Source organism: Xenorhabdus japonica, assembly GCF_900115195.1.
Taxonomy (GTDB): domain Bacteria; phylum Pseudomonadota; class Gammaproteobacteria; order Enterobacterales; family Enterobacteriaceae; genus Xenorhabdus; species Xenorhabdus japonica.
On record NZ_FOVO01000026.1, the window covers coordinates 24,532 to 51,422 of the forward strand.

The 26,891-nt window shown below is 54.1% G+C and carries 20 protein-coding genes; 14 read left to right on the plus strand and 6 right to left on the minus strand.

Features of this window, described 5'->3' with window-relative positions:
• The first annotated feature begins 1 nt into the window (after position 1).
• The 7 genes from tssA to BM135_RS11070 all read left to right on the plus strand — a co-directional run bounded on the left by tssA (position 2) and on the right by BM135_RS11070 (position 13,980).
• Entirely contained in the window at positions 2-1,456 is a 1,455-nt protein-coding gene (gene tssA, locus BM135_RS11040; protein WP_092519783.1) for a type VI secretion system protein TssA, read from the plus strand.
• Positions 1,453-5,079, plus strand: a complete 3,627-nt coding sequence (tssM, locus tag BM135_RS11045) for a type VI secretion system membrane subunit TssM (protein WP_092519784.1) — start codon at positions 1,453-1,455, stop codon at positions 5,077-5,079. Before tssA ends, tssM begins: the two co-directional genes overlap by 4 nt.
• An 86-nt stretch (positions 5,080-5,165) precedes the next feature.
• Positions 5,166-6,566 carry a VasL domain-containing protein gene (locus BM135_RS11050; protein ID WP_092519785.1) on the plus strand — a complete coding sequence of 467 codons (1,401 nt, stop codon included), beginning with the start codon at positions 5,166-5,168 and terminating at the stop codon, positions 6,564-6,566.
• 15 nt (positions 6,567-6,581) lie between these two features.
• Positions 6,582-8,507, plus strand: a complete 1,926-nt coding sequence (locus tag BM135_RS11055; protein WP_092519786.1) for a type VI secretion system Vgr family protein — start codon at positions 6,582-6,584, stop codon at positions 8,505-8,507.
• Positions 8,508-8,628: 121 nt separating this feature from the next.
• Entirely contained in the window at positions 8,629-9,048 is a 420-nt protein-coding gene (locus BM135_RS11060) for a DUF1795 domain-containing protein (RefSeq protein ID WP_092519787.1), read from the plus strand.
• Between the two features lie 12 nt (positions 9,049-9,060).
• Entirely contained in the window at positions 9,061-13,488 is a 4,428-nt protein-coding gene (locus BM135_RS11065) for an RHS repeat-associated core domain-containing protein (RefSeq protein ID WP_092519788.1), read from the plus strand.
• 18 nt (positions 13,489-13,506) lie between these two features.
• Positions 13,507-13,980 (plus strand): hypothetical protein, encoded by a 474-nt coding sequence (locus tag BM135_RS11070; protein WP_092519789.1) that lies wholly within the window; start codon positions 13,507-13,509, stop codon positions 13,978-13,980.
• A 104-nt stretch (positions 13,981-14,084) separates the two neighbouring features.
• Here the strand turns inward: BM135_RS11070 and BM135_RS11075 are convergent, their stop codons facing one another.
• Positions 14,085-14,405, minus strand: a complete 321-nt coding sequence (locus tag BM135_RS11075; RefSeq protein WP_092519790.1) for a SymE family type I addiction module toxin — start codon at positions 14,403-14,405, stop codon at positions 14,085-14,087.
• Between the two features lie 78 nt (positions 14,406-14,483).
• Complete coding sequence (locus BM135_RS11080) at positions 14,484-14,843, minus strand: helix-turn-helix domain-containing protein (RefSeq protein WP_339385130.1); 360 nt, start codon at positions 14,841-14,843, stop codon at positions 14,484-14,486.
• A gap of 132 nt (positions 14,844-14,975) precedes the next feature.
• On the opposite strand from BM135_RS11080, the gene BM135_RS11085 reads away from it, so the two are divergent.
• Both BM135_RS11085 and xerC (BM135_RS11090) read left to right on the plus strand, forming a co-directional pair.
• The gene (locus BM135_RS11085; RefSeq protein ID WP_092519792.1) at positions 14,976-17,657 is read left to right on the plus strand and encodes a CHC2 zinc finger domain-containing protein; all 2,682 of its coding nucleotides are present in this window, start codon (positions 14,976-14,978) and stop codon (positions 17,655-17,657) included.
• A gap of 167 nt (positions 17,658-17,824) precedes the next feature.
• Positions 17,825-18,916, plus strand: coding sequence for a site-specific tyrosine recombinase XerC (gene xerC / locus BM135_RS11090; protein WP_281244134.1), 1,092 nt, complete (start codon positions 17,825-17,827; stop codon positions 18,914-18,916).
• A gap of 111 nt (positions 18,917-19,027) precedes the next feature.
• On the opposite strand, the gene BM135_RS17015 is transcribed toward xerC (BM135_RS11090), so the two are convergent.
• A complete protein-coding gene (locus BM135_RS17015) occupies positions 19,028-19,270 on the minus strand; it encodes a hypothetical protein (RefSeq protein ID WP_175486098.1) in 243 nt (80 codons plus the stop codon).
• 185 nt (positions 19,271-19,455) lie between these two features.
• Here BM135_RS17015 and BM135_RS17020 point away from each other — a divergent pair, with 185 nt between their 5' ends.
• The 3 genes from BM135_RS17020 (at position 19,456) to BM135_RS11110 (ending at position 21,438) form a co-directional block, all read left to right on the plus strand.
• A complete protein-coding gene (locus tag BM135_RS17020; protein WP_175486096.1) occupies positions 19,456-19,656 on the plus strand; it encodes a hypothetical protein in 201 nt (66 codons plus the stop codon).
• Positions 19,657-19,797: 141 nt separating this feature from the next.
• The gene (locus BM135_RS17720; RefSeq protein ID WP_479688441.1) at positions 19,798-20,946 is read left to right on the plus strand and encodes an RHS repeat-associated core domain-containing protein; all 1,149 of its coding nucleotides are present in this window, start codon (positions 19,798-19,800) and stop codon (positions 20,944-20,946) included.
• A gap of 18 nt (positions 20,947-20,964) precedes the next feature.
• Positions 20,965-21,438, plus strand: coding sequence for a hypothetical protein (locus BM135_RS11110; RefSeq protein WP_092519789.1), 474 nt, complete (start codon positions 20,965-20,967; stop codon positions 21,436-21,438).
• A 104-nt stretch (positions 21,439-21,542) separates the two neighbouring features.
• Here BM135_RS11110 and BM135_RS11115 read toward each other — a convergent pair whose 3' ends face one another.
• Both BM135_RS11115 and BM135_RS11120 read right to left on the minus strand, forming a co-directional pair.
• The gene (locus BM135_RS11115; protein ID WP_092519790.1) at positions 21,543-21,863 is read right to left on the minus strand and encodes a SymE family type I addiction module toxin; all 321 of its coding nucleotides are present in this window, start codon (positions 21,861-21,863) and stop codon (positions 21,543-21,545) included.
• A 78-nt stretch (positions 21,864-21,941) separates the two neighbouring features.
• Positions 21,942-22,301, minus strand: coding sequence for a helix-turn-helix domain-containing protein (locus BM135_RS11120; RefSeq protein ID WP_339385130.1), 360 nt, complete (start codon positions 22,299-22,301; stop codon positions 21,942-21,944).
• A gap of 132 nt (positions 22,302-22,433) precedes the next feature.
• Here BM135_RS11120 and BM135_RS11125 point away from each other — a divergent pair, with 132 nt between their 5' ends.
• Entirely contained in the window at positions 22,434-25,115 is a 2,682-nt protein-coding gene (locus BM135_RS11125; RefSeq protein ID WP_092519792.1) for a CHC2 zinc finger domain-containing protein, read from the plus strand.
• 167 nt (positions 25,116-25,282) lie between these two features.
• Positions 25,283-26,374: a site-specific tyrosine recombinase XerC gene (gene xerC, locus BM135_RS11130; RefSeq protein ID WP_281244134.1), complete on the plus strand. Its 1,092-nt coding sequence runs from the start codon at positions 25,283-25,285 to the stop codon at positions 26,372-26,374.
• A 111-nt stretch (positions 26,375-26,485) separates the two neighbouring features.
• Here the strand turns inward: xerC (BM135_RS11130) and BM135_RS17030 are convergent, their stop codons facing one another.
• Positions 26,486-26,728 (minus strand): hypothetical protein, encoded by a 243-nt coding sequence (locus BM135_RS17030; RefSeq protein ID WP_175486098.1) that lies wholly within the window; start codon positions 26,726-26,728, stop codon positions 26,486-26,488.
• Positions 26,729-26,891: the final 163 nt, after the last annotated feature.

A 26,891-nucleotide genomic window follows, 5' to 3' on the forward strand; every position in this document is an offset into this window, starting at 1 on the left:
CATGGACATCAGAACACAATTCGATTGGTTCGGCTCCCTGCTGGCCTCCCTGTCCGACGAACAGATTGGCAAGGGGCTGGGAGACAATGAACCTGCATGGGAATACATTGACGGCGAGATGATCAAATTTGGCTCACTGTCACATGGCTCGCTGGATGTTGAAGAGATCCAGCGGCAGGCCTTGCAACTGCTGAGCGAAAAGAGCAAGGACTTCCGGCTGATGGTGCATTTGTTACGTACATTGCAACATGCCAGCAATTCTGCTGAGTTGATCCTCGCTATGGAACTACTGACCGAGTATGTCAAAAATTACTGGGAAAAGGCCTGGCCAACCAAGCTACAGTTAAAGCGTCGACTGGCACAGCAAGTACTCAAGCGTTTTGAGTCATCTCAAGGCAGTTTTACTGAACAGGCGAGCAAAAGCGAACGGGATGATGCACAAGGCGCATTTGCACATCTCGCCCAATGCTGGCATGCCAATGAACCTAATCTTGCCAAAGAAGTTGACCAACTGCGCATTCGTTATAACCGTCAGCCAGAAACTGTGCCCGTGGAGACAAAGCCAGCTCCAGCCGTGGCATCAGCATCTACAGCCGAATCTCTGGCGCAAGCGCCCCAGAGCTATGAAGCTGCACCAATGCCAGAAGTAGACGTCAACAGCTCGAGCGAAAAGGCGTGGAAGCAGACCCTGATGACCGTCGCGGATTTGCTGTGTGAACGGCATCCCGAATCGTCAGTGGGTTATTCTCTGCGCCGCCACGCGGTATGGCACACCATCACCACCGCACCGATGGCGAACGCAACAGGTAAAACCCCGTTAGCACCGGCTTCCGCAGATCGCACTGCTGACTATTTGGCAAGATTGCCGATGGCAGACAACAAATTGCTCCAACAAATCGAGCAAAGCCTGACGCTTGCCCCTTACTGGCTGGATGGTCATGCCATTGCCGCACAAGCTGCATTGCAATTGGGTTACGTAAACGTCTCGTTGGCTATTCGCGATGAGCTGAGTGCTTTTCTGGAACGATTGCCCGTACTGAAAACCTTAAGTTTTTCTGACATGAGTCCGTTTATTTCGCCTGAAACTCTCGACTGGCTCGCACCTGAACCAGTGGCAACGGGCAATGGTTCCGTTTCTGCTGATCAGGAGGTTATCTGGCAATGTTTCCAGCAACAAGGGTTGGAAGCAGCCCTGAAAATGCTGGAAGAACATCAGCAACAGTTAACTGAGCCACGGGATCAATTCTATGGTCAACTGCTCAATGCTCAATTGCTTGCAGAAGCTGGCATGACAGCGCTGGCCCAACAGCATTACCGGAATTTGTTACACACGGGGCAACACATGCAACTTACTCAATGGGAACCGAGCCTGTTGGCTTCATTGGCTGAAAAATTAGCTGAAAAACTCCCTTCTCCTCTCAAGGATACGGCTTCAAACAGGAGCGTTAACCCATGAAATGGCCCTCTTTGTCATCTTTGGCACCATTGAAATCAGCCTTGCCGGCGCTGGCGAAGTTTAAGTCCCTGCCACGCCTCAAGGCATTGATGACGCTGATTCTGGCGCTTATCCCCTGCTTGCTCTTGATTGCAATCTGGTGGTGGGGGCCAGAATGGAAAGTCCGTAGCGACTATCCGCTGGAAAGCCTCGCGGCACGCTGGCTGGCAACCGCCATCATCATCATGGTGGTGTTGTTCTGGATCGGCATGAAAGCGTGGCGTCGCTTGCGGACACTGGAAAAACTTAACCTTGACGTTGAACTGAAAGTAGTTGATCCGGTACGGGTAGATATTGAACATCAAGATCGCTACCTCGACCATTGGAAATCCCAGTTGCAACGCCATCTGGACACCCATAATTACCTGTATGAGCGCCCGTGGTACATGGTCATCGGTAGCCAGAAAAGCGGTAAAACCTCACTGATAAAGGAAGGTTATAAGCTATCCGAGATCGCGGCACCGGAATATTTGCGTCAGGACGGAGAATTGCCCCTGATGTTGCGTTGCTGGTTGGGAGAAAAAGCGGTCATCATCGATCCGAAAGGTCAGTTGATTGACCAGCCAGTCCCACTTAACAGCGATAAACCACAAATCAACAGCCGTCTGTGGGAATCATTGCTGAACTGGCTGACTGAAAACCGCCAGCGCCAGCCACTCAACGGGATTATTCTGACCGTGGATACCCTGCGCCTGCTGACCGATAATCGCGAACAGCGCGAACGTTATGTGAGGGAGATCCACCAGCGTCTGCAAGACATTCGCCTGACCTTCCACAGCCAGTTGCCGCTCTATCTGGTGATGACCAAAATCGACTTGCTGCACGGCTTTGAGCCGATGTACCAATCACTGGATCGCAAACTGCGCGACCAGATTTTGGGTGTGACATTCAGTCTCAATAACCGCGATGAGAAAGCATGGCACAGTGAACTGGAGCAGTTCTGGAAACAGTGGATGAACAACCTGAATACGGCGATGCCGGACATGATGCTGAACAATGTGGATGCCAACCAGCGCAGCGCCCTGTTCAGTTTCACCCGTCAGGTTCAGGGCTTGTACAGCTACATTGTCCAGATGCTGGAAGATATTCTGTATAACGACGAACATCAACGTTCGACCCTGCGTGGCGTTTATTTGACGTCGGCGCATCAGGTGGGGCAGATGGATGACCTGTTCACCCAATCTGCTTCGGCTCAGTACCATTTGGGCTCTCAGGCGTTCCCAACCTGGCCGGCGGGCGACACGCTGCCGTACTTCACTCACTCTCTGTTTGAAAATGTCTTGCTGGCAGAGCCGAATCTGGCGGCTGAAAACCGCATCTGGCTGAGCCGGAACCGCCGCCAGTTGTATACCTTCTCCACCATCAGTGCATTGGTCATCATGGCGATGTGGGGCGGTTGGCATTATTTCTACCAGAAAAACTATCGGGCAGGTGAAGAAGTATTGGCACAGGTGAAAAACTTCCTGTCTGTCCCGCCACCGAAAGGTGATGACCACTATGGCAATCTCCAGCTGCCGCTGATGAACCCGATTCGTGACGCGACACTGGCTTACGGTAACTATCACGATAACAAATCCTTCCTGACGGATATGGCACTGTATCAAGGCGATCGCGTCGGTCCGTATGTGGCAAAAACCTACCTGAAATTGTTGGAGCAGCGTTTCCTGCCGTCCCTAATGCAGGGGTTGCTGGATGACCTGAATCAGGCAAAGGCGGGCAGTGAGGAAAAACTCGAGATCCTGCGTGTGATGCGCATGATGGAAGATAAAAGCAAGCGTAACAACGGACTGGTAACACAGTATATGCGTGAGCGTTGGAGCAAGGAGTTCATGGGTCAGCGTGGTGTTCAGGATTCGTTACTGACCCATCTGGATTACGCCCTGGATAGTACCGACTGGAAAGAAAAACGTGATAAAGGCGAACAAGATGCCATCGATCGCTTTGCGCCGTTTGTTAAGCCAATCCATCAAGCCCAGCAGGAGCTGAAAACACTTTCCGTCAAGCAACGGGTATACCAGAACCTGCGTATCAAAGCACAGGATGCGTTGGCAGCACCGATCAATCTGCGTGATCAGATTGGCCCAAGCTTTGACAGCGTGTTTGTTGTCAGCAACGAAAAACGGCTGGTTGTTCCGCAGTTCCTGACCCGTCACGGTTTGATGGACTACTTTGTCCAGCAAGGCGAGCAGTTGGTGGAACTAACCGCAATGGACAGTTGGGTGTTGAATATAGAACAGAGTAACAAAGAGAAACACAGCGAGGTGGGAGCGTCACAGAATAACGACAAAAACAAGAGTCACGACGATTATAGTCAAGCAGATCAGAATATGATCAAGGATGAAATCACCGAACTGTACCAAGCAGAATACACCGCAACATGGCGGGCGGCGATGAACAACCTCGAAGTGCGTGACTTTGATGATCTGCCGCAGGCTATCAGTGCCATCGAACAGGTGATCAGTGGTGAGCAGCCTATTAAGCGAGCGTTGCAAATCCTGAGTGATAACACTAATCCGCCGATGATAAACAGTTCGCTGAGCAGCAAGGAAAAAGGGCTGTTGCTGGATAAAGAAGATTACAAACTGTTGAACAGGATCAGCCATGGCTTTGCAGCTGAAACCGGCGTACTGATTGAACACGGTGACAAGGGCAGCACGCTGCAAAGCGTCTACCAGAAACTGATGGCGTTGCACCGTTACCTGCTGGCGATCCAGAACTCGCCTGTGCCGGGTAAGGCCGCACTGCAAGCAGTACAGATGCGTCTGGACAAGAATAACAGTGATGCCATTTTTGAAGTGCAGCAGATGGCGAAAAACCTGCCAGAGCCGCTGAACCGTTGGATTGGTGACCTGGCTGAGCAGGCGTGGCGCGTTGTGATGATGGAAGCCGTGCGTTCACTGGAAGTGGAATGGCAAGACACCGTAGTCAAACAGTACAAAACCTATCTGGCGGGCCGCTACCCATTCAACCCTAATGTCCGTGAAGAAGTGCCATTGAGCGAGTTTGACCGCTTCTTCCGGCCGGGTGGGACACTGGATGCCTTCTATCAGCAGAGCCTGAAACCGTTTGTGGCAAATAACCTGACCATAGGCACTGACGGCAAGATGTTGATCCGTCCGGACGTGATGAAACAGTTGGAAGTGGCGAACCGCATTCGCACCACCTTCTTTACACCACAAAACGGCCTCGGTGCCCAGTTCGCCATCGAACCGATGAGCCTGACCGGCAATAAACGCCGTGCCTTGCTGAACCTTGATGGTCAGCTGGTGGATTACTCCCACGGACGCAGCAACGTAGCACGTTTGATCTGGCCAAACTCAATGCGTACAGGCACAGAAAGCAAACTGACCCTGATGCCGGCGAAAAGTAATCAGGCACCGCGTTCCACCAGCTTTAGCGGCCCGTGGGCACAGTTGCGGCTGATTAACAGCGGCAAACTGACCAACATCCAGCCGGGCTTCTTTGACGTACGTTTCAATGTCGATGGCGGTGAGGTGACCTACCGCATCTATATGGATGAATCGGACAACCCATTTGCGGGCGGACTGTTCAGTCAGTTCAAACTGCCGGACACCCTTTATTGATATGAAGACCTTCTATTGAAGGAAAGTACCTCAATTAACCACCCCTTGCCTTCGGGCGGGGGTTTTTTTAAGGAGAAAAGCCAGATATGAGCGGGCACCCTGAAAATCTTATCATCCGGGCGGGCGGCAGTCCGCTGAACCTGCCGGAATTTGCCGTTATCCGCGATGAAATCAACAAAACCAGCCACCCGGCGCAACCGGAAGTGAACTGGCCGCTGGTGGAATCCCTGTCCCTGACGATATTCAAAACCAACGGCGTCGATTTACAGACGGCGATCTACTACACATTGGCACGCATGCAATTGAACGGACTGGCAGGGTTCACCGAGGGCTGTGAACTGCTGGCGGGAGTTATCGTCAGTGAATGGGATGCCCTGTGGCCGCCCCAGCCGCAAGTGCGTACTGACTTGCTGGAATGGTTCTATTCCCGCACCGGCAGTGTACTGCGCCAACAAGATTTTGCCGCCAGTGACCTGCGGATGATTTACCGTGCCGAACGGGCACTTCAACTGATTATCGACCGGTTACAGCAATCCGACCTGAAACGCCTGCCGCGCGTGGAAAATCTGTTGTGGTTCTTCCAGAACGCAGCGAAAAAACTGGAAAAGCCACGACAGGCCGCCAAACCGGCATCGCAGTCGGTGCAGATGCCGCCGCTGGTTTATCTCTCCCAGTCAGAGACGGAGCCGGATATGCCACCGCCGCCTCCGCTACCTCGTCATGATCCTCAACCAGCGACCGATAATAACCAACAGAGGGTAAGGGTACAGTTTCCCGAACAACCGCCGAAGGGGTTAAGTGCGTGGCAGGGTTTTGGCCTCGGTGCCCTGTTGGGTGGGTTGGTGTTGGTGGGGAGCTGGTTGTTGTTCTACAAGCCGTTGCAACAAAAACTCAACGCCATCACCGACCAACCGGCGGGAGCCCGGCTGGCGTGGCTGTACCAGCCCGAACTGGAACGCTATCAGAACCAGTTGGATCGGTTGGCGGAAGCATCGCCACTGGCTACGTGGGAAAACGCCCGTACGGTAACCGGAACGGCAGAGCAACGTTGGCCCACGTCACCGGATCAGCGGAATATCACCCGTCAGTGGGAGCAGGAGATGACCGCCCGTATTGACAGCGTGCCCTTAAAAGGCAGCTGGAATGCGACCCGCGACCAACTTCAGCAACTGGCGGACAAAATTCTGTTGCAGGAGCGTACCCGTGGTAGTTTCACACTGTCCTACCTGAAAACCGCCATCTATGACATCCAGCGCAGCCACGGCAGTGAAGTCCCACTGGAAGAACTGCTGCGCCAGCTGGGCATCTATGCAGCAAAAGGGGACACGGTACCATCGGTATTGCTGAAAAATATTGATGAACGTTTTAACGCCCTGCTTGGCCGTTATGACCGGCTGCGACAGGCGACAGAAAACCAGAACAAAAACGAAACCGAACGCCAGGCCAAAGATCATCAACAAACCGTCACCCTTGACGGTGGGCATTAATCAGGGAGACACCTCATGTCAGTGAAAAAGAGCATTGCGAAACTTCAGAAAGGGCAGTCACTTGTCCAGCAGGGACAGCAGGCCGTCAGTATGTTGGGTGGTGGGGGCGGTGGCAGTACACCGAGCGGACTGCAATTTACCCTGACGGCAGGTGGTTTGCCACCGCAGACCTTTGTCGTCACCGATTTCACCCTGACGGAAGGCTTTTCCCAGCCGTTCCACCTGAATGTGGGGCTGGCCAGTGCCGACCCGGCCATCGATTTTCCGGCGGTACTGGATCGTACCGCCACCCTGACCATCCTACAGGAAGGGGTTGAGCAGCGCAGCATCACCGGCATGGTCGCCCGCTTCGAGCAAGGTAACACCGGGTTGCACCAGACCACCTACCAGATGACTATCTGCCCTGACCTGTGGCGCACGACTCTGCGCCAGAACTCACGCATCTTCCAGCAGCAGGATATCGCCACGATTGTCACCACCATCCTGAAAGAGCACGGCATCCGTGACGTGGTGTTCAGCCTGCGCCATCCGCATCCTGAACGGGAATTCTGCGTCCAGTATCAGGAAAGCGACTTTGTGTTCCTGCAACGGCTGACCGCCGAAGAGGGTATCTTCTATTTCTTTGAATGTGGCAGCGGGCGTAACACGCTGGTGTTTGCCGATGATGCCGGCTCCGTTCCGACGGGCATTGTTGTTCCGTATCAGCCGGGGGACGCCAGCACATTGGGCGAACCTTCCGTGGACAGCCTGACATGCAGTGCGCAGGTACGTCCGGCACAGGTAGAGCTTAAGGATTACACCTTCAAAAATCCGGCCTGGGCGGCGGAATTCCGCGCGCAGATGAAGGAAGAAACTCTGCAAGAGATGTACTACGAGCACTACGACTACCCGGGGCGCTTTAAGGACGAAGCCCACGGGGAAGCCTTTACCCGCTACCGCCTCGAAGCCCTGCGCAACAACGCGGTGATGGGACAGGGCAGCGGTCACGCCATCGCCGTGCAACCGGGTCGGTTGTTCACTCTGACCCATCACCCGCGTCCTGACCTTAACCAGCCGTGGCAGGTAGTGGGCGCGAGCCACACCGGCAGCCAGCCACAGGCATGGGAAACCGCGTCCGGCGATAGCGGCACCACGCTGCACAGCCATTTCAGCTTTATCCGCCATAACCAGAGCTGGCGCCCGACCCCGCCGCCGAAACCCACCATTGACGGCCCGCAAATCGCCAAAGTCGTCGGCCCGGCGGGGGAGGAAATCTTCTGTGACCAATACGGCCGCATCCGCCTTCAGTTCCCGTGGGATCGCTATGGGCGCAGCGACGACCACAGCTCCTGCTGGATACGGGTGACCCAACCGTGGGCCGGCCAAGGCTGGGGCATGCTCGCCATCCCGCGTATCGGTCAGGAAGTGGTGGTGGACTTCCTGCACGGCGACCCGGACCAGCCTATCGTCACCGGCCGTACCTATCACGCCAGCAACATTCCGCCGGGTACCCTGCCGGGCAGCAAAACCCAAATGGCGTTCCGCTCCAAGACCCATAAGGGAGAGGGATATAACGAATTGCTGTTTGAGGACTCGAAAGGCAGTGAAAAGCTGTCAATGCGTGCGCAGAAGGATATGGAAACAACAGTTCTCAATGATCGCACTACCCGCGTGTTACACGACCACACAGAAAGCGTCGGTCACAATCAAGTGATTACTGTGCGTGAGGAGCGGCATAAGGAAGTGATTGGCAAGGAAGTGAGTAGTATTGGTGAACGGCAGATAACGGTGGAGAAAACAAGTGCGCTCAGTGCTAAGGGCGAAATCACCATCCAGTCGGTTGAAGACAGTATCAGCATCAGCAATACCAAAGGCAGCATTTCGATAGACAAGGAAGGGAACATCCATATCACTGGGGTCTCTGTGATTATCAATGGTCAGAAGGTAATCATGCTGAACTGATCTCACTCATACTGGCAAGCAGGCCGATAACAAAGCGAAGTCAGCCAGAGAAATCTTATTATGCCCGGGCTGAATAAAACTAATGAACTGAATACGTTGAAAAGAACGAAAAGGAAACACCATGAGCGCACACCCTTACCAGATGAACGAAGGTACCTTGACTGTCCCGGCAAACTGGCGTGATGAATCCATGCACGTCTTCGTGCTACCGGATGACAGTGGAGTCAATCTGGTGATTAACCGTACACCCGTACCTTTGGGTACCGATACAGCAGCCTATTACGAACAGACATTAGAACAATTTCGTACCCACTTACCGGGTTATCTGGAGCATCAACGTCTGGAAATGACGCTCAGTGGTGAGGTGGCATGGCGTTTGGATTACCAATGGCAAAGTCCGGAAGGTGAAATGCACCAGACTGTGGTGTTGCAAATTCGGGGCAGCCAATTGCTGGCTTTTAACCTGACTTCACCAAAGCCGTTTGATGCGGGACAACGTGATGCTCTGTTGGCAGTGGTGACCAGTTTTCAGGCCGTATGATGGGAGGCCAATATGGGACTGAGTGATGAAATTGTAACGAGGATTGCCCGCGTGGGTGCGACTCACGCGGGAATGAAAGTGATGTCACCTTCTCTGCCAAGAGGTCCGGCAGCAGCCCGCGAAGGGGATCCAATCCAGCATTCCAGTTTTCTGGGCGCACTGGCGGGTGCCATTGCCGGCGCATTGATTGGGGCCGCCGTTTTTGCTGCTGCATCCGCACTGGTCGTGGGCACGGGCGGGCTGGCGACAGCGGCAGTACTGGCACTTGGCACTGCGGGAACTCTGGCATTGGGTGGGCTTATCAGTGATGTCAGCTCGGCGGTGACGAACATGGTGAACAGCTTCGGTTCACCTGATGGTACGATAACGTCAGGTTCATCCAACGTGAAGATTGAGGGTAAACCGGCTGCTCGGGCTACCGTTGACTTAGCCGCGTGCAGCAAACATCCGCCGCCATTGATCGCACAGGGTAGTGAATCGGTCTTTATCAACGACCAGCCAGCCGCGCGAGTGGATGACAAATTGGTCTGCGGTGCCACCATCAAGGGTGGCGCGAGCACGGTTTTCATTGGTTCTGGTCAGGGGACTTACCTGAAAATCGAGGAAGAGTTTTCTGGCTGGCAGCGTGCTTTGTTGATTGCAGTCGAATTTGTAGTACCACCCTCGCGGGGACTGGCAAAAGGCATTGGAAAACTGCTGACTAAAACAGGCCGGCAGGCTGTGGTGAGGGGCGCACTTAAGGGCGCGAGAAAGGTTGGGGAGGTTATACGGGGCAAGACTCTGAACTGTACCAAAATCGCCTTCAAGGAAACCAAGGGCTTGAAGCGTTATTGGTCCAGCACAAAAAAATTCTTTACCGGTGATCCGATTGATGTCACGACCGGTGCGTTGTTTGACCAGCGCACGGATATTGAACTGGGACAAACGGTACCGCTGCAATTTATACGCAGTTGGTCACCAGGACAACGGGGATTGTTAGGGGAAAACTGGACGGATAGCTTCTCGGTATGTGCGATAGCGACTGGAGACCGGATAGAAATTCTTACTACGGAAGGGGCCTCGCTGTATTTTGCCTTGCCGGAGAGCGTTGACCACAGTGTCAATCCAGAACATCCTGATTTTACCTTGAGCCGTGAGACACAAGGTTATGTGCTGACGGAACGGAATAATCCGGTTCGAAAATATTTTTCATTGTCTGTCCTGACAGAGAAATCTGAGCCAACGGGGGCCTTGCGCTGGCTGCTGACTGAACACCGTGACCGCAACGGGAATACGGTGCATTTTCACTATAATGACACCTATAAGTTAGTGAATGTCACTCACAGCGATGGCCCTGAACTGGTGTTGTTGTATAGGGAGGATGGGTTACTAGCAGAAGTTCGTCGCAGCGACAATGGTCTGAATGAGGTGATGGCACGGTACGGTTACCACACCAATGGCTGGCTGGCAGATGCGGACAGTCTCCAGCAGTTTCATTTATTCTATGACTATAACGAACAGGGCTTGATTAGCCGCTGGTCTGATGGTGACCAGACGGCGGTGGATTATCGTTATGATGTGCAGGGACGCTGTACCGACAGTGTGGGCAGTGGTGGTTTTTACCCTGTTAAACTGACTTATGAATCGGGTATCACCCGTTCAACGTCACCACAGGGACATACCACCACTTGGCATTACAATGAAGAACAGCAGGTTACCCAAGTAGAGACACCGTGTGGTCATATTACCCGTTATGAATATGATGAGTGGGGAAACTTGCGGCGACAGATTTTGCCGGAAGGGCAGGTGCTGACGCTGGCTTATCTGGCGGATACGGGGCTGGTAACAGCGTTTACCGATGCAGCTGGAGCCACATGGAAATATCACTATGATGAGGTTGACCAGCTTATCAGTATGACTGACCCGCTTGGCCGTGTCTGGTGGCAGCAATATGATGACAAAGGCAACCCAGAATGCTTTATTGCGCCCGATGGCAGCAAGACCACCCTGACCCGCAATGAATTTGGATTGGTTATCGCTGCCGAAGACGACGAGGGGCACAAACGAACGTGGAAATATGACGAGCATCAGCGGTTGACTCAGCTCTTTGATGAAGAGAATCGCAGCTTGCGGCTGGGTTACGACAGCCATGACCGGTTGCAACGGCTTGCTTCAGGCGGCGGGGCACTGTGGTTATGGGATTATGACCGTCATCATCGGGTATCTTTAAGTAACCGCCCTAACAACAGTCTGGAAAGTTTTCGTCATGACCGCCACGGCAATCTGACCGAGTGGACTGATGCCCGCGGCGTGAAATGGCATATCGAATACGGGCCGTTTGACTTACCCGTGGGACGGATGGATGGCGAGGGTCACCGCTGGCAGTACCACTATGACCTTGACAGCCTGCAACTGCTGGAGGTCACTAACCCACAGGGAGAAAGCTATCGCTATACTCTGGATGCCGACGGACGGGTGGTTACCGAAACCGACTATGCCGGAACACAGTGGCACTATGCGTATGATGGCAATGGCCACTGCATTGAGAAACGGGATGCGCTGAATACGATCACGCGTTTTGAGTACGATGCAGCCAGTCGTATGACCGCAATGCACACGCCCGAAGGCACCACCACTTACCGTTACGATATTCTAGGGCGATTGCTGGAAGTGATTGCTCCTAACAGTACGCCGCTGACGTTTGAATACGATGACCAGGATCGCATCGTGAAAGAAACGCAGACTCACGGTGATATCCAGCGTGATTACCCCAACAGCGCAATCGTTGAAAGCACATATCGTCCGGTGACAGGCCAGCGCTGGCAGGTGAAAACCGAAGCCAACAAAGTCGGCGAGTTGTGTCGATTCAGTTTCAATAACGAACATACACTTACTCTTGAGCGGGATGAAGACGGACACGAATGGCATCGTCAGTCGGATAAAGGCTTCATCCTGCGCCAGGAACATTCCCTGATGGGGCAGTTGACCGCACAACGTGCCGGACGCAACACCGAATTCTTTGAAGCCTATGAAGTCGCGGATATTCCGCAACCGACACTGGCAGGATTGGACAGGGAATACCGTTACGACGCCGCGCTCAATCTGGTGGCAGCTAATGACGAACGGCAATGGCTGCGTTATGTGGTTAATGGCAATGGACAAGTGATCTCAGTCAGTGATGGTGAACGTTTGCGGGAGCATTATCAGTATGATGCGTCCGGTTACCCGTCCCGCCGTTTTGATGGCCTCAATGAGATTGATGGGGAACGGCTGTACCAGAAAGGCCACCGGTTACGCCAGCTGGGTCAGCATCTGTTTGAGTATGATGATGCCGGGCGGATGACCGCCCTGCAGCTGTGGCAGGCAGGCCACCGCCCGCAGCTGACCAGGTTCCGCTGGAACAGCCAGAACCAGCTGATTGGGGTGCAGACGCCGGGCGGCCAGCAGTGGGAGTATCGTTATGATGCCTTCGGGCGGCGCACGGAGAAAGCGTGCGAACGGGCAGGCCTGCGCACCACGTATTTGTGGGACGGGGACGTGCCGGCGGAAATCCGCGAATACCAGCACAACCGCTTGCACTGTATCCGCCACCTCGTTTTTGATGGCTGGCAGTTGCTGGCCCAGCAGGTGCAGTTCTTTAGCCTGAACCCGGAAAACCGGCATGAGCTGCTGGCCGGAGAGGTGCAGATGCAGTATGCGGTGTGCGCACCGACCGGGGAGCCGCTGGCGTTGTTTGATGCCGCGGGGCACCGGGTCTGGCGCCAGCCGCCGCAGAGCCTGTACGGGCTGCGTCTGGGGGTGTTGGGGGAAAATGCCGAGCTGAATCCGGGGCTACAATTCGCCGGGCAGTGGCTGGATGAAGAGAGCGGGTTAGTCTACAACCGGTTCCGGTATTACTCGCCAGTGGCGGGGCAGTATCTGACGCCTGATCCGATTGGGCTAATGGGCGGTGAGAATCCCTATGCCTATGTTCATAATCCATCAACATGGGTTGATCCAATGGGACTGGCAGGATGTCCTTGGGAACAAATTGATAGGTTTAGATCTAGAACCCGATTGCCAGTTCTTGGCAACAGAGTCCCTGCTCCTAATGATGGATTACAAACTGTTGCTTTTGTTTCCATAGGAAACCGTAAATTCTTTGGTATGAATAGGCAAGCTATTCCAGGGTTGGAGTACGCAGCTAAGCGTAAAGAGTGGTTTAGAAAAATATACAAGAGTACTGGTGTAGAACCATCAACAATTTCAAAAGCTGCCGCAGACGCTGAAGGGCTTGCATTAGTCCGAGCTTATGAACGAATAACAAAAAGTGGCGGAAAGATGCCAAAAGAAGTCACGATGTTTGTTGACCGCCCGACATGCGATTTTTGTAAGAACTATTTACCACTGCTAAGAGAATCAATGGGGATTGAGAAACTGGTTGTATATAATAAAGGCGTTTCTAATCCATTGATATTCTGATGCATAAGGAGAATTAAGATGTATTATTTTGAATTTAGCTATCCAGATGGAACTGTTTCTGAAAATTTTATCCTAGAAAAATATAGAGATTTTTTTATGTCCTATTCAGAAAATAAATATATTTGGACTAAGTCTCATACAACTCTAGCCAGTCGTTATTTTTCTGAAAATAGAAAAATAATATCTACTTTATTTTTTTCTCATCACTCTGAGCAAGGAACTTTTTCTCTACTTTATAGCCATGGTAGTTCAGGATTTTACTCTCTGGGAGATAAAGATAAAATGGATCAATTAATTGATCTGGATGGTCAGCTTGACCTTATCTTTGTCGGTGCTTGTATCCCACCGGAGAAAGCATTTTTAGCAATAGAAGACTTTGCAAAGAATCCTTTGGAACCATCGGAACGAATTGATTGGATTAATGCTAAAGATATTGACATGACAGAGAAATATAGGCTTTTGGGGTTGGATGATCTGGAGGATTTAGATTAATTTTATTCCCATAAATCAGGAAAAATTTAATTCTTGATGGCCTAAATATGTCGAGCTTTAATTAAAAAAATGAGAGGGGAACATTTCCTCTCATTCTATTTTAATTATCCCGCCTGATAATCCCCAATCAACTCCCGCATCCGCAGCTTAATCTCACTGAGCTGATCTTGCTGGCGTCGGTACTGTTGCTTGATAGTGCATGTATCATCGCTGTCAGGGATCAGCACTAAACAGCCGTTCATAATCTTGACGGTGAGTGTATCGCCAATATCAAACCCTGCTGCCTTAAGCCACTGGCCTTTCAGGTGGATCGCAGGCGGGGCACTGGCCTTGTCATTTTGCGGCACGTATCCCACCGTGTAATAACGTTCTGTTTTGGCGGCTTTATTTACCGCCCGGTTTTGCTTAGAATGCGCCTTAGCCATATTCAACTCCATATCAGTTGGTTGTGGTGAGCAGATTGCCAGTGTTGACGCACTGACAATCTGCGATCATTTTATAACTTACTCTTTCTTCTTAGCGGCCTGCCTTGCTGAATCCCAGCGCCGTGATTGATACTTGATAATCAGGCTTTCCAGTACTTCCCGCACAATACCTTGCTCATCTTCTGGAAGCTGACTGATGGCTTCAAACTGCAATGACAGCTCACCAGTTGGCACACGTTCATGTGTATCAAATAACAAAAAATCCGTGCTGACATTCAACGATGTTGCAATCTTCTTCAATACCTCAAGGGAAGGCTGTGCCTGCCCTGTTTCGTACTTCTTCCAGCTATTAGCATGTATGCCAATCGCATCCGCCATTGCCTGTTGGGACAGGCTGCGTTGTTTGCGTAACGCAATGAGTCTTTCAGATAAAGGCATAGGTAAACACCAGTAAATCGAATGACTCATGATTCTACCCCCAAAAAAATAACCGCTTGACGATGGTACATGTATATGTGCCATAATAAAACATATAAATGGTCTTGACAAGGTTTTGAGGGAACTAAAGATATGGCTCGCATTCCCGAAGCAGAATTGCAGCACCTGAAAGCAGCAGTTCCTTTAGTGGCCGTCCTTGAGCAGCAGGGGCGGCAGGTGATTAAACGCGGCAAAGACAGGATCGTGCTGTGCCCGTTCCATCAGGAGAAAACGCCGTCGATGGTGATCACGCCGTCGAAAAATCTCTATCACTGCTTTGGCTGCGATGCGGGCGGATCAGTGCTGGACTGGGTGATGAAAACGGAGAATTTAAGTCTGCGCCATGCCTGTGAACGGTTGCGCGCGATGCTCGGCCGCAATCCGGCGGTCGAGCCGCTGGTTGACTCGTCGGAACTGATGAGCGATGTGGTCGGGCAACAGGCGCTGTTGTTACGGGTGACGGAGTTCTATCACCAGACCTTGCTGAATGCGCCGGAAGCACAGGCCTATCTGATCAAGCGGCGGCTGAACCATCCTGAATTAGTGGCGCAGTTTAAGCTGGGCTTTGCCAACCGGACACTGGGGTATCGCTTGCCCGCCCGACAACTGAAAGCCGGTGCCGAGATCCGTGCCCAGCTGCAGGCCGCCGGAGTGTTGCGTGAGAGCGGCCATGAACACTTCAGCGGCTCGCTGGTCATTCCGGTGATCGGTCTCAATGGTCAGGTGCAGGAAATGTATGGCCGCAAAATCATTGACCGCTTGCGGGCCGGGACGCCGAAGCATATTTACCTGCCGGGGGCACACCACGGCGTCTGGAATGAAGCTGCACTGGTGGCCTCGAAAAGCCTGATCCTGTGTGAATCGCTGATCGATGCGCTGTCGTTCTGGGTCGCCGGACATCGCCATGTCACCACCGCTTATGGGGTCAATGGCGTCACGGCTGAGCACTGGCAGGCTTTTGCGCACTACGGGATTAAGCAGGTACTGATCGCGTTCGACAATGACAGCGCCGGTAATGTGGCGGCGGTGAAACTGGCGGCCGCACTGGCCGCCAGAGGGATCACCCCGCTGCGCGTGATGTTCCCGCCGGAAATGGATGCCAACGGTTATCTGTGTCAGGTCGCCGAGCCGGAAGCCGCCTTCGGCCTGCTGCTTGACAGTGCCGTGCCGATGCAGGAGGTGGCCGACCGCGTTGCGATTGATCCCGACCCCGCTTCTTTAGTGGCTGAACCCGCGCTCAACACCACACCGGGGGTGGTCTGTGAACCCGGTGACAATGGCGAGCTGTTGATCTCGGTCGGCACACTGCAATGGTGTCTGCGAGGCATGGGCGCAATCAAAGCCGGTGCCGCCACCATGAAACTCAATGCGCAGGTGCTGGACAGGCAAAGCGGGGTGCTGTTCGCGGATGGCGTTGATCTGAGGAGTGCCCGCAGCCGGCACAGTTATGCGAGGCAGGCGGCGACCGAGCTGGGACTGGCGGAGGGGGATATCCGGCGGGCATTGGGGCAGGTGTTGCTGGCCGTGGAGCAGTGGCAGCCGCAGGCGGCGAACCCGGCAGCGGTGCAACCTGAACTGAATGAAGCTGAACGGGAGGCAGCACTGGCCTTGCTGCAAGATCCGGCGTTGGTTGGGCGTATCACCGCTGATTTAGCCGCCTGTGGTGTGGTCGGTGAATCAACCAATCTGTTAGCGGGGTATCTGGCCGCCGTGAGCCGCAAGTTACCTAAACCCTTAGCCGTCCTGATCCAGAGCAGCAGCGCCGCAGGCAAGAGCAGTCTGATGGATGCCGTCTTGAATCTGATCCCCGAAGAAGAACGTATCCAGTACAGCGCCATGACCGGGCAGAGTCTGTTTTACCTCGGTGAAACCAATCTCCAGCATAAAATCCTCGCCATTGCCGAAGAAGAGGGGGTGCGACAGGCTGCGTATGCGTTGAAGCTGTTGCAAAGTGATGGCGAATTAACGATGGCGAGCACGGGCAAGGATGAGACGACTGGCACGCTGGTCACCAAAAGCTACACGGTGAAAGGCCCGGTGATGCTGATGTTAACCACCACCGCCATTGATGTGGATGAAGAGCTGCTGAACCGCTGTCTGGTGTTGACGGTCAATGAATCCCGCGAACAAACCGAAGCGATCCATGCGTTGCAGCGCCACAAGCAAACGCTCGAAGGCTTACTGGCTGAGAATGAGCGGGACTATCTGACCGAACTGCACCAGAATGCCCAGCGGTTATTGCGTCCGCTGAATGTGGTCAATCCGTATGCCTCGCAACTGACTTTTATGTCAGACAAAACCCGTACCCGTCGTGACCACATGAAATACCTGACCTTAATCCAGAGCATTGCCCTGTTGCACCAGTACCAGCGGGACATCAAAACCGCCGAACATCGCGGTAAGACACTGGACTATATCGAAGTCACGAAAGCCGATATCCGGCTGGCGAACCAGCTCGCCCATGAAATCCTGGGCCGGACGCTGGACGAGATGCCGCCGCAGACCCGCAAACTGTTATTGCTGATCCAGCAGATGGCGAATGACATGGCAGCGACCGGGCAGCAGACATTACGGGAAGTTCGCTTTACCCGGCGGGATATCCGGGCTTACACGAACTGGAGCGACAGCCAGCTTAAGCTGCATTGCCAGCGTTTAAGTGACATGGAGTATCTGCTGATCCACGGCGGCAGTCGCGGGCACCTGTTGCAATACGAACTGCTCTGGGACGGTGACGGCGACAGTGCTCACTTAAGCGGCCTGATCGTCCCCGTATGATTATCGCAAGTCTGGGCAGCACGAACGCAAGTCTGTGCCAAGTCTGCCCCAAGTCTTGGCTAAGTCTGGGTAAGCAAAATAGCCCTAAAGCCACAGCCAGACAGGGTTAACCGCCCGCAAGTCTGGCTAAACGAAAAATCACTGTTCCAGCAACGTAAGAAAATAAAATCACACCGTACTGCTACTGCTTCACGTTAACGCAAAAAAATACAAGGAGCTGTCTGATGCCAAACACGCATGACTTCACAGTAATGACCTTACGCCAGCAACTGGATAACTGGCTGGACACGCTGACCGCACAGGGCAAAAGCCCGCAGACCCGGCTGGCCTACCGGGCCTATCTGGTGCCGTTCGTGGACTGGTGCGAACAACGGGCTGTCTGCACTGCTCCGCAGGTCTCGCTGTCGGTGCTGGAAAGCTGGCAGCGTTATCTTCGCGCTTACCGCAAGGCGGACGGGCAGCCTTACCGCAACAACGGTCAGCGTGAACGGCTCAATGCTCTGCGGTTGTGGTTCCGCGCGCTGCTGCACCGCCACCAGATTTTGTACAATCCCGCTGACCAGCTCGTGCTGCCGAAAAAAGAAAAGCGCTTGCCCGCTCAGGTGATGAATGTGGCTGAAATCGGGCAGGTGCTCGACAGTCTGGACTGCGGGACGTTGCACGGCTTTCGCAACCGGGTGATGCTGGAAGTACTCTGGAGCAGCGGCATCCGCCGGATGGAACTGGCGAATCTGCGCACGGGCGACATTGACCGCGGGCGCGGGGTGCTCTGTGTGCGTCAGGGCAAGGGGCAGAAAGACCGGGTGGTGCCCATCGGCCGCCGGGCGCTGGACTGGCTCACCCGGTATCTGGCGCAGGTCCGCCCGCGACTGGCGGCGCACCGGGACAGTGGTTACCTGTTTATCTCCGACCGGGGACGCGGCCTGTCACGTGATTACTTAAGCCAACTGGTCGGCAAGGCTATCCGTGAACAGGCGCAGCTCGACAAACCCGGTGCCTGTCACCTGTTCCGCCATTCGATGGCGACCCAAATGCTGGACAACGGGGCCGACACCCGGCACATCCAGGCGATACTGGGGCATGAACGGCTGGAAACCACCCAAATTTATACCCGGGTGGCTATCGGGCACTTAAAGACAGTGCACCAGCAGACGCATCCGGCAGAGCAGGCAGAGTACGGGCAATCGGGGACTGACACGAAAACCCCGGATAGCAACCCGAAACCCCGGCGCACCGGACAGCCCGATAATCCCCGTTAAGCTGGGCAGGGTTAGGTGAAGGGGCAGACCGTGGCCGGACTGCCCGTTGGCCTCAGTGCCTGCGGGGGTAAATGGGCAATGGTCGGCCTGTCCATCGGTGTCCCCAATCAGTCAGTGCAGGCCGTCCAAAGCCCATTCAACATAATGTGGGGGAATTATACGCCACTCACCGGGCAGCCCCTCCGCAGCCAGTCCACGGCATCGGTGAGCGGCTCGCAGCGTATAATTAACATTATGTCTGCGCCCCCGCTGTTCGGCATCGCTGGGTGTGGCGCACAAGGCTGCGCCTTCTGCTGTCAGCACCGGCGCCCGTCCTCGGCAAAAATCGGTGTTCTTCTTTAGCTGCCGTGCCATCGTCCGGCCAACAACCCTGTAGGCAGGTCGGCCTGTGGCCCCCGCTGTTTTACCTCCCCCGCTCCAACCCCGCTGCGACTTACTGCGCCCGGCTCGCAGTCACTACGCTTCTTGCCCGTTCCCGTGCTCGCCATCTCCGCCCCGTGCAGCCCCCGCAGGGGGCTTCCCTTGAATAAAGCGTCGTCATGCAAAATCGTACTCAATCAGCAACATCGGTGCGCCAGAGCGTCGCAGGGCGCCGCTGGCAGGCTCTGTGCCGCCCGCACCCGCAGAACGGCTGCCCGCCGCCCAGACAAGCTGGTCAGCGTTCAGCCGTTGCCGAAAATCCTGAAAGTGCACATTGGCGTTTTGGGTTCGCTGTGGTTAGCGGAACCGGTAAAAACTGAACTTTAATAGCATGATATTGAAAGGAAAAATCACGTAAAAAAGTATGACCGCACCCGGACTCGTCTGAGGATGGCCTCAATGAGATTGATGGGGAACGGCTGTACCAGAAAGGCCACCGGTTACGCCAGCTGGGTCAGCATCTGTTTGAGTATGATGATGCCGGGCGGATGACCGCCCTGCAGCTGTGGCAGGCAGGCCACCGCCCGCAGCTGACCAGGTTCCGCTGGAACAGCCAGAACCAGCTGATTGGGGTGCAGACGCCGGGCGGCCAGCAGTGGGAGTATCGTTATGATGCCTTCGGGCGGCGCACGGAGAAAGCGTGCGAACGGGCAGGCCTGCGCACCACGTATTTGTGGGACGGGGACGTGCCGGCGGAAATCCGCGAATACCAGCACAACCGCTTGCACTGTATCCGCCACCTCGTTTTTGATGGCTGGCAGTTGCTGGCCCAGCAGGTGCAGTTCTTTAGCCTGAACCCGGAAAACCGGCATGAGCTGCTGGCCGGAGAGGTGCAGATGCAGTATGCGGTGTGCGCACCGACCGGGGAGCCGCTGGCGTTGTTTGATGCCGCGGGGCACCGGGTCTGGCGCCAGCCGCCGCAGAGCCTGTACGGGCTGCGTCTGGGGGTGTTGGGGGAAAATGCCGAGCTGAATCCGGGGCTACAATTCGCCGGGCAGTGGCTGGATGAAGAGAGCGGGTTAGTCTACAACCGGTTCCGGTATTACTCGCCAGTGGCGGGGCAGTATCTGACGCCTGATCCGATTGGGCTAATGGGCGGTGAGAATCCCTATGCCTATGTTCATAATCCATCAACATGGGTTGATCCAATGGGACTGGCAGGATGTCCTTGGGAACAAATTGATAGGTTTAGATCTAGAACCCGATTGCCAGTTCTTGGCAACAGAGTCCCTGCTCCTAATGATGGATTACAAACTGTTGCTTTTGTTTCCATAGGAAACCGTAAATTCTTTGGTATGAATAGGCAAGCTATTCCAGGGTTGGAGTACGCAGCTAAGCGTAAAGAGTGGTTTAGAAAAATATACAAGAGTACTGGTGTAGAACCATCAACAATTTCAAAAGCTGCCGCAGACGCTGAAGGGCTTGCATTAGTCCGAGCTTATGAACGAATAACAAAAAGTGGCGGAAAGATGCCAAAAGAAGTCACGATGTTTGTTGACCGCCCGACATGCGATTTTTGTAAGAACTATTTACCACTGCTAAGAGAATCAATGGGGATTGAGAAACTGGTTGTATATAATAAAGGCGTTTCTAATCCATTGATATTCTGATGCATAAGGAGAATTAAGATGTATTATTTTGAATTTAGCTATCCAGATGGAACTGTTTCTGAAAATTTTATCCTAGAAAAATATAGAGATTTTTTTATGTCCTATTCAGAAAATAAATATATTTGGACTAAGTCTCATACAACTCTAGCCAGTCGTTATTTTTCTGAAAATAGAAAAATAATATCTACTTTATTTTTTTCTCATCACTCTGAGCAAGGAACTTTTTCTCTACTTTATAGCCATGGTAGTTCAGGATTTTACTCTCTGGGAGATAAAGATAAAATGGATCAATTAATTGATCTGGATGGTCAGCTTGACCTTATCTTTGTCGGTGCTTGTATCCCACCGGAGAAAGCATTTTTAGCAATAGAAGACTTTGCAAAGAATCCTTTGGAACCATCGGAACGAATTGATTGGATTAATGCTAAAGATATTGACATGACAGAGAAATATAGGCTTTTGGGGTTGGATGATCTGGAGGATTTAGATTAATTTTATTCCCATAAATCAGGAAAAATTTAATTCTTGATGGCCTAAATATGTCGAGCTTTAATTAAAAAAATGAGAGGGGAACATTTCCTCTCATTCTATTTTAATTATCCCGCCTGATAATCCCCAATCAACTCCCGCATCCGCAGCTTAATCTCACTGAGCTGATCTTGCTGGCGTCGGTACTGTTGCTTGATAGTGCATGTATCATCGCTGTCAGGGATCAGCACTAAACAGCCGTTCATAATCTTGACGGTGAGTGTATCGCCAATATCAAACCCTGCTGCCTTAAGCCACTGGCCTTTCAGGTGGATCGCAGGCGGGGCACTGGCCTTGTCATTTTGCGGCACGTATCCCACCGTGTAATAACGTTCTGTTTTGGCGGCTTTATTTACCGCCCGGTTTTGCTTAGAATGCGCCTTAGCCATATTCAACTCCATATCAGTTGGTTGTGGTGAGCAGATTGCCAGTGTTGACGCACTGACAATCTGCGATCATTTTATAACTTACTCTTTCTTCTTAGCGGCCTGCCTTGCTGAATCCCAGCGCCGTGATTGATACTTGATAATCAGGCTTTCCAGTACTTCCCGCACAATACCTTGCTCATCTTCTGGAAGCTGACTGATGGCTTCAAACTGCAATGACAGCTCACCAGTTGGCACACGTTCATGTGTATCAAATAACAAAAAATCCGTGCTGACATTCAACGATGTTGCAATCTTCTTCAATACCTCAAGGGAAGGCTGTGCCTGCCCTGTTTCGTACTTCTTCCAGCTATTAGCATGTATGCCAATCGCATCCGCCATTGCCTGTTGGGACAGGCTGCGTTGTTTGCGTAACGCAATGAGTCTTTCAGATAAAGGCATAGGTAAACACCAGTAAATCGAATGACTCATGATTCTACCCCCAAAAAAATAACCGCTTGACGATGGTACATGTATATGTGCCATAATAAAACATATAAATGGTCTTGACAAGGTTTTGAGGGAACTAAAGATATGGCTCGCATTCCCGAAGCAGAATTGCAGCACCTGAAAGCAGCAGTTCCTTTAGTGGCCGTCCTTGAGCAGCAGGGGCGGCAGGTGATTAAACGCGGCAAAGACAGGATCGTGCTGTGCCCGTTCCATCAGGAGAAAACGCCGTCGATGGTGATCACGCCGTCGAAAAATCTCTATCACTGCTTTGGCTGCGATGCGGGCGGATCAGTGCTGGACTGGGTGATGAAAACGGAGAATTTAAGTCTGCGCCATGCCTGTGAACGGTTGCGCGCGATGCTCGGCCGCAATCCGGCGGTCGAGCCGCTGGTTGACTCGTCGGAACTGATGAGCGATGTGGTCGGGCAACAGGCGCTGTTGTTACGGGTGACGGAGTTCTATCACCAGACCTTGCTGAATGCGCCGGAAGCACAGGCCTATCTGATCAAGCGGCGGCTGAACCATCCTGAATTAGTGGCGCAGTTTAAGCTGGGCTTTGCCAACCGGACACTGGGGTATCGCTTGCCCGCCCGACAACTGAAAGCCGGTGCCGAGATCCGTGCCCAGCTGCAGGCCGCCGGAGTGTTGCGTGAGAGCGGCCATGAACACTTCAGCGGCTCGCTGGTCATTCCGGTGATCGGTCTCAATGGTCAGGTGCAGGAAATGTATGGCCGCAAAATCATTGACCGCTTGCGGGCCGGGACGCCGAAGCATATTTACCTGCCGGGGGCACACCACGGCGTCTGGAATGAAGCTGCACTGGTGGCCTCGAAAAGCCTGATCCTGTGTGAATCGCTGATCGATGCGCTGTCGTTCTGGGTCGCCGGACATCGCCATGTCACCACCGCTTATGGGGTCAATGGCGTCACGGCTGAGCACTGGCAGGCTTTTGCGCACTACGGGATTAAGCAGGTACTGATCGCGTTCGACAATGACAGCGCCGGTAATGTGGCGGCGGTGAAACTGGCGGCCGCACTGGCCGCCAGAGGGATCACCCCGCTGCGCGTGATGTTCCCGCCGGAAATGGATGCCAACGGTTATCTGTGTCAGGTCGCCGAGCCGGAAGCCGCCTTCGGCCTGCTGCTTGACAGTGCCGTGCCGATGCAGGAGGTGGCCGACCGCGTTGCGATTGATCCCGACCCCGCTTCTTTAGTGGCTGAACCCGCGCTCAACACCACACCGGGGGTGGTCTGTGAACCCGGTGACAATGGCGAGCTGTTGATCTCGGTCGGCACACTGCAATGGTGTCTGCGAGGCATGGGCGCAATCAAAGCCGGTGCCGCCACCATGAAACTCAATGCGCAGGTGCTGGACAGGCAAAGCGGGGTGCTGTTCGCGGATGGCGTTGATCTGAGGAGTGCCCGCAGCCGGCACAGTTATGCGAGGCAGGCGGCGACCGAGCTGGGACTGGCGGAGGGGGATATCCGGCGGGCATTGGGGCAGGTGTTGCTGGCCGTGGAGCAGTGGCAGCCGCAGGCGGCGAACCCGGCAGCGGTGCAACCTGAACTGAATGAAGCTGAACGGGAGGCAGCACTGGCCTTGCTGCAAGATCCGGCGTTGGTTGGGCGTATCACCGCTGATTTAGCCGCCTGTGGTGTGGTCGGTGAATCAACCAATCTGTTAGCGGGGTATCTGGCCGCCGTGAGCCGCAAGTTACCTAAACCCTTAGCCGTCCTGATCCAGAGCAGCAGCGCCGCAGGCAAGAGCAGTCTGATGGATGCCGTCTTGAATCTGATCCCCGAAGAAGAACGTATCCAGTACAGCGCCATGACCGGGCAGAGTCTGTTTTACCTCGGTGAAACCAATCTCCAGCATAAAATCCTCGCCATTGCCGAAGAAGAGGGGGTGCGACAGGCTGCGTATGCGTTGAAGCTGTTGCAAAGTGATGGCGAATTAACGATGGCGAGCACGGGCAAGGATGAGACGACTGGCACGCTGGTCACCAAAAGCTACACGGTGAAAGGCCCGGTGATGCTGATGTTAACCACCACCGCCATTGATGTGGATGAAGAGCTGCTGAACCGCTGTCTGGTGTTGACGGTCAATGAATCCCGCGAACAAACCGAAGCGATCCATGCGTTGCAGCGCCACAAGCAAACGCTCGAAGGCTTACTGGCTGAGAATGAGCGGGACTATCTGACCGAACTGCACCAGAATGCCCAGCGGTTATTGCGTCCGCTGAATGTGGTCAATCCGTATGCCTCGCAACTGACTTTTATGTCAGACAAAACCCGTACCCGTCGTGACCACATGAAATACCTGACCTTAATCCAGAGCATTGCCCTGTTGCACCAGTACCAGCGGGACATCAAAACCGCCGAACATCGCGGTAAGACACTGGACTATATCGAAGTCACGAAAGCCGATATCCGGCTGGCGAACCAGCTCGCCCATGAAATCCTGGGCCGGACGCTGGACGAGATGCCGCCGCAGACCCGCAAACTGTTATTGCTGATCCAGCAGATGGCGAATGACATGGCAGCGACCGGGCAGCAGACATTACGGGAAGTTCGCTTTACCCGGCGGGATATCCGGGCTTACACGAACTGGAGCGACAGCCAGCTTAAGCTGCATTGCCAGCGTTTAAGTGACATGGAGTATCTGCTGATCCACGGCGGCAGTCGCGGGCACCTGTTGCAATACGAACTGCTCTGGGACGGTGACGGCGACAGTGCTCACTTAAGCGGCCTGATCGTCCCCGTATGATTATCGCAAGTCTGGGCAGCACGAACGCAAGTCTGTGCCAAGTCTGCCCCAAGTCTTGGCTAAGTCTGGGTAAGCAAAATAGCCCTAAAGCCACAGCCAGACAGGGTTAACCGCCCGCAAGTCTGGCTAAACGAAAAATCACTGTTCCAGCAACGTAAGAAAATAAAATCACACCGTACTGCTACTGCTTCACGTTAACGCAAAAAAATACAAGGAGCTGTCTGATGCCAAACACGCATGACTTCACAGTAATGACCTTACGCCAGCAACTGGATAACTGGCTGGACACGCTGACCGCACAGGGCAAAAGCCCGCAGACCCGGCTGGCCTACCGGGCCTATCTGGTGCCGTTCGTGGACTGGTGCGAACAACGGGCTGTCTGCACTGCTCCGCAGGTCTCGCTGTCGGTGCTGGAAAGCTGGCAGCGTTATCTTCGCGCTTACCGCAAGGCGGACGGGCAGCCTTACCGCAACAACGGTCAGCGTGAACGGCTCAATGCTCTGCGGTTGTGGTTCCGCGCGCTGCTGCACCGCCACCAGATTTTGTACAATCCCGCTGACCAGCTCGTGCTGCCGAAAAAAGAAAAGCGCTTGCCCGCTCAGGTGATGAATGTGGCTGAAATCGGGCAGGTGCTCGACAGTCTGGACTGCGGGACGTTGCACGGCTTTCGCAACCGGGTGATGCTGGAAGTACTCTGGAGCAGCGGCATCCGCCGGATGGAACTGGCGAATCTGCGCACGGGCGACATTGACCGCGGGCGCGGGGTGCTCTGTGTGCGTCAGGGCAAGGGGCAGAAAGACCGGGTGGTGCCCATCGGCCGCCGGGCGCTGGACTGGCTCACCCGGTATCTGGCGCAGGTCCGCCCGCGACTGGCGGCGCACCGGGACAGTGGTTACCTGTTTATCTCCGACCGGGGACGCGGCCTGTCACGTGATTACTTAAGCCAACTGGTCGGCAAGGCTATCCGTGAACAGGCGCAGCTCGACAAACCCGGTGCCTGTCACCTGTTCCGCCATTCGATGGCGACCCAAATGCTGGACAACGGGGCCGACACCCGGCACATCCAGGCGATACTGGGGCATGAACGGCTGGAAACCACCCAAATTTATACCCGGGTGGCTATCGGGCACTTAAAGACAGTGCACCAGCAGACGCATCCGGCAGAGCAGGCAGAGTACGGGCAATCGGGGACTGACACGAAAACCCCGGATAGCAACCCGAAACCCCGGCGCACCGGACAGCCCGATAATCCCCGTTAAGCTGGGCAGGGTTAGGTGAAGGGGCAGACCGTGGCCGGACTGCCCGTTGGCCTCAGTGCCTGCGGGGGTAAATGGGCAATGGTCGGCCTGTCCATCGGTGTCCCCAATCAGTCAGTGCAGGCCGTCCAAAGCCCATTCAACATAATGTGGGGGAATTATACGCCACTCACCGGGCAGCCCCTCCGCAGCCAGTCCACGGCATCGGTGAGCGGCTCGCAGCGTATAATTAACATTATGTCTGCGCCCCCGCTGTTCGGCATCGCTGGGTGTGGCGCACAAGGCTGCGCCTTCTGCTGTCAGCACCGGCGCCCGTCCTCGGCAAAAATCGGTGTTCTTCTTTAGCTGCCGTGCCATCGTCCGGCCAACAACCCTGTAGGCAGGTCGGCCTGTGGCCCCCGCTGTTTTACCTCCCCCGCCCCGACCTGTCTCTTAGTCACATCTCCACATCAACCGATTTAGCCAGTAAATACCCATCAATAAGCGTTTGTAGCAGGAACCAGCCTTCCCATAGTCTTTC

Excerpts from the sequence above, each read along its gene's own strand:
- tssA (WP_092519783.1), top strand. The coding sequence starts at position 2 with ATGGACATCAGAACACAATTCGATTGGTTCGGCTCCCTGCTGGCCTCC.
- tssM (WP_092519784.1), top strand. The coding sequence starts at position 1,453 with ATGAAATGGCCCTCTTTGTCATCTTTGGCACCATTGAAATCAGCCTTG.
- BM135_RS11050 (WP_092519785.1), top strand. The coding sequence starts at position 5,166 with ATGAGCGGGCACCCTGAAAATCTTATCATCCGGGCGGGCGGCAGTCCG.
- BM135_RS11055 (WP_092519786.1), top strand. The coding sequence starts at position 6,582 with ATGTCAGTGAAAAAGAGCATTGCGAAACTTCAGAAAGGGCAGTCACTT.
- BM135_RS11060 (WP_092519787.1), top strand. The coding sequence starts at position 8,629 with ATGAGCGCACACCCTTACCAGATGAACGAAGGTACCTTGACTGTCCCG.
- BM135_RS11065 (WP_092519788.1), top strand. The coding sequence starts at position 9,061 with ATGGGACTGAGTGATGAAATTGTAACGAGGATTGCCCGCGTGGGTGCG.
- BM135_RS11070 (WP_092519789.1), top strand. The coding sequence starts at position 13,507 with ATGTATTATTTTGAATTTAGCTATCCAGATGGAACTGTTTCTGAAAAT.
- BM135_RS11075 (WP_092519790.1), bottom strand. The coding sequence starts at position 14,405 with ATGGCTAAGGCGCATTCTAAGCAAAACCGGGCGGTAAATAAAGCCGCC.
- BM135_RS11080 (WP_339385130.1), bottom strand. The coding sequence starts at position 14,843 with ATGCCTTTATCTGAAAGACTCATTGCGTTACGCAAACAACGCAGCCTG.
- BM135_RS11085 (WP_092519792.1), top strand. The coding sequence starts at position 14,976 with ATGGCTCGCATTCCCGAAGCAGAATTGCAGCACCTGAAAGCAGCAGTT.
- BM135_RS17015 (WP_175486098.1), bottom strand. The coding sequence starts at position 19,270 with ATGGCACGGCAGCTAAAGAAGAACACCGATTTTTGCCGAGGACGGGCG.
- BM135_RS17020 (WP_175486096.1), top strand. The coding sequence starts at position 19,456 with ATGCAAAATCGTACTCAATCAGCAACATCGGTGCGCCAGAGCGTCGCA.
- BM135_RS11110 (WP_092519789.1), top strand. The coding sequence starts at position 20,965 with ATGTATTATTTTGAATTTAGCTATCCAGATGGAACTGTTTCTGAAAAT.
- BM135_RS11115 (WP_092519790.1), bottom strand. The coding sequence starts at position 21,863 with ATGGCTAAGGCGCATTCTAAGCAAAACCGGGCGGTAAATAAAGCCGCC.
- BM135_RS11120 (WP_339385130.1), bottom strand. The coding sequence starts at position 22,301 with ATGCCTTTATCTGAAAGACTCATTGCGTTACGCAAACAACGCAGCCTG.
- BM135_RS11125 (WP_092519792.1), top strand. The coding sequence starts at position 22,434 with ATGGCTCGCATTCCCGAAGCAGAATTGCAGCACCTGAAAGCAGCAGTT.
- BM135_RS17030 (WP_175486098.1), bottom strand. The coding sequence starts at position 26,728 with ATGGCACGGCAGCTAAAGAAGAACACCGATTTTTGCCGAGGACGGGCG.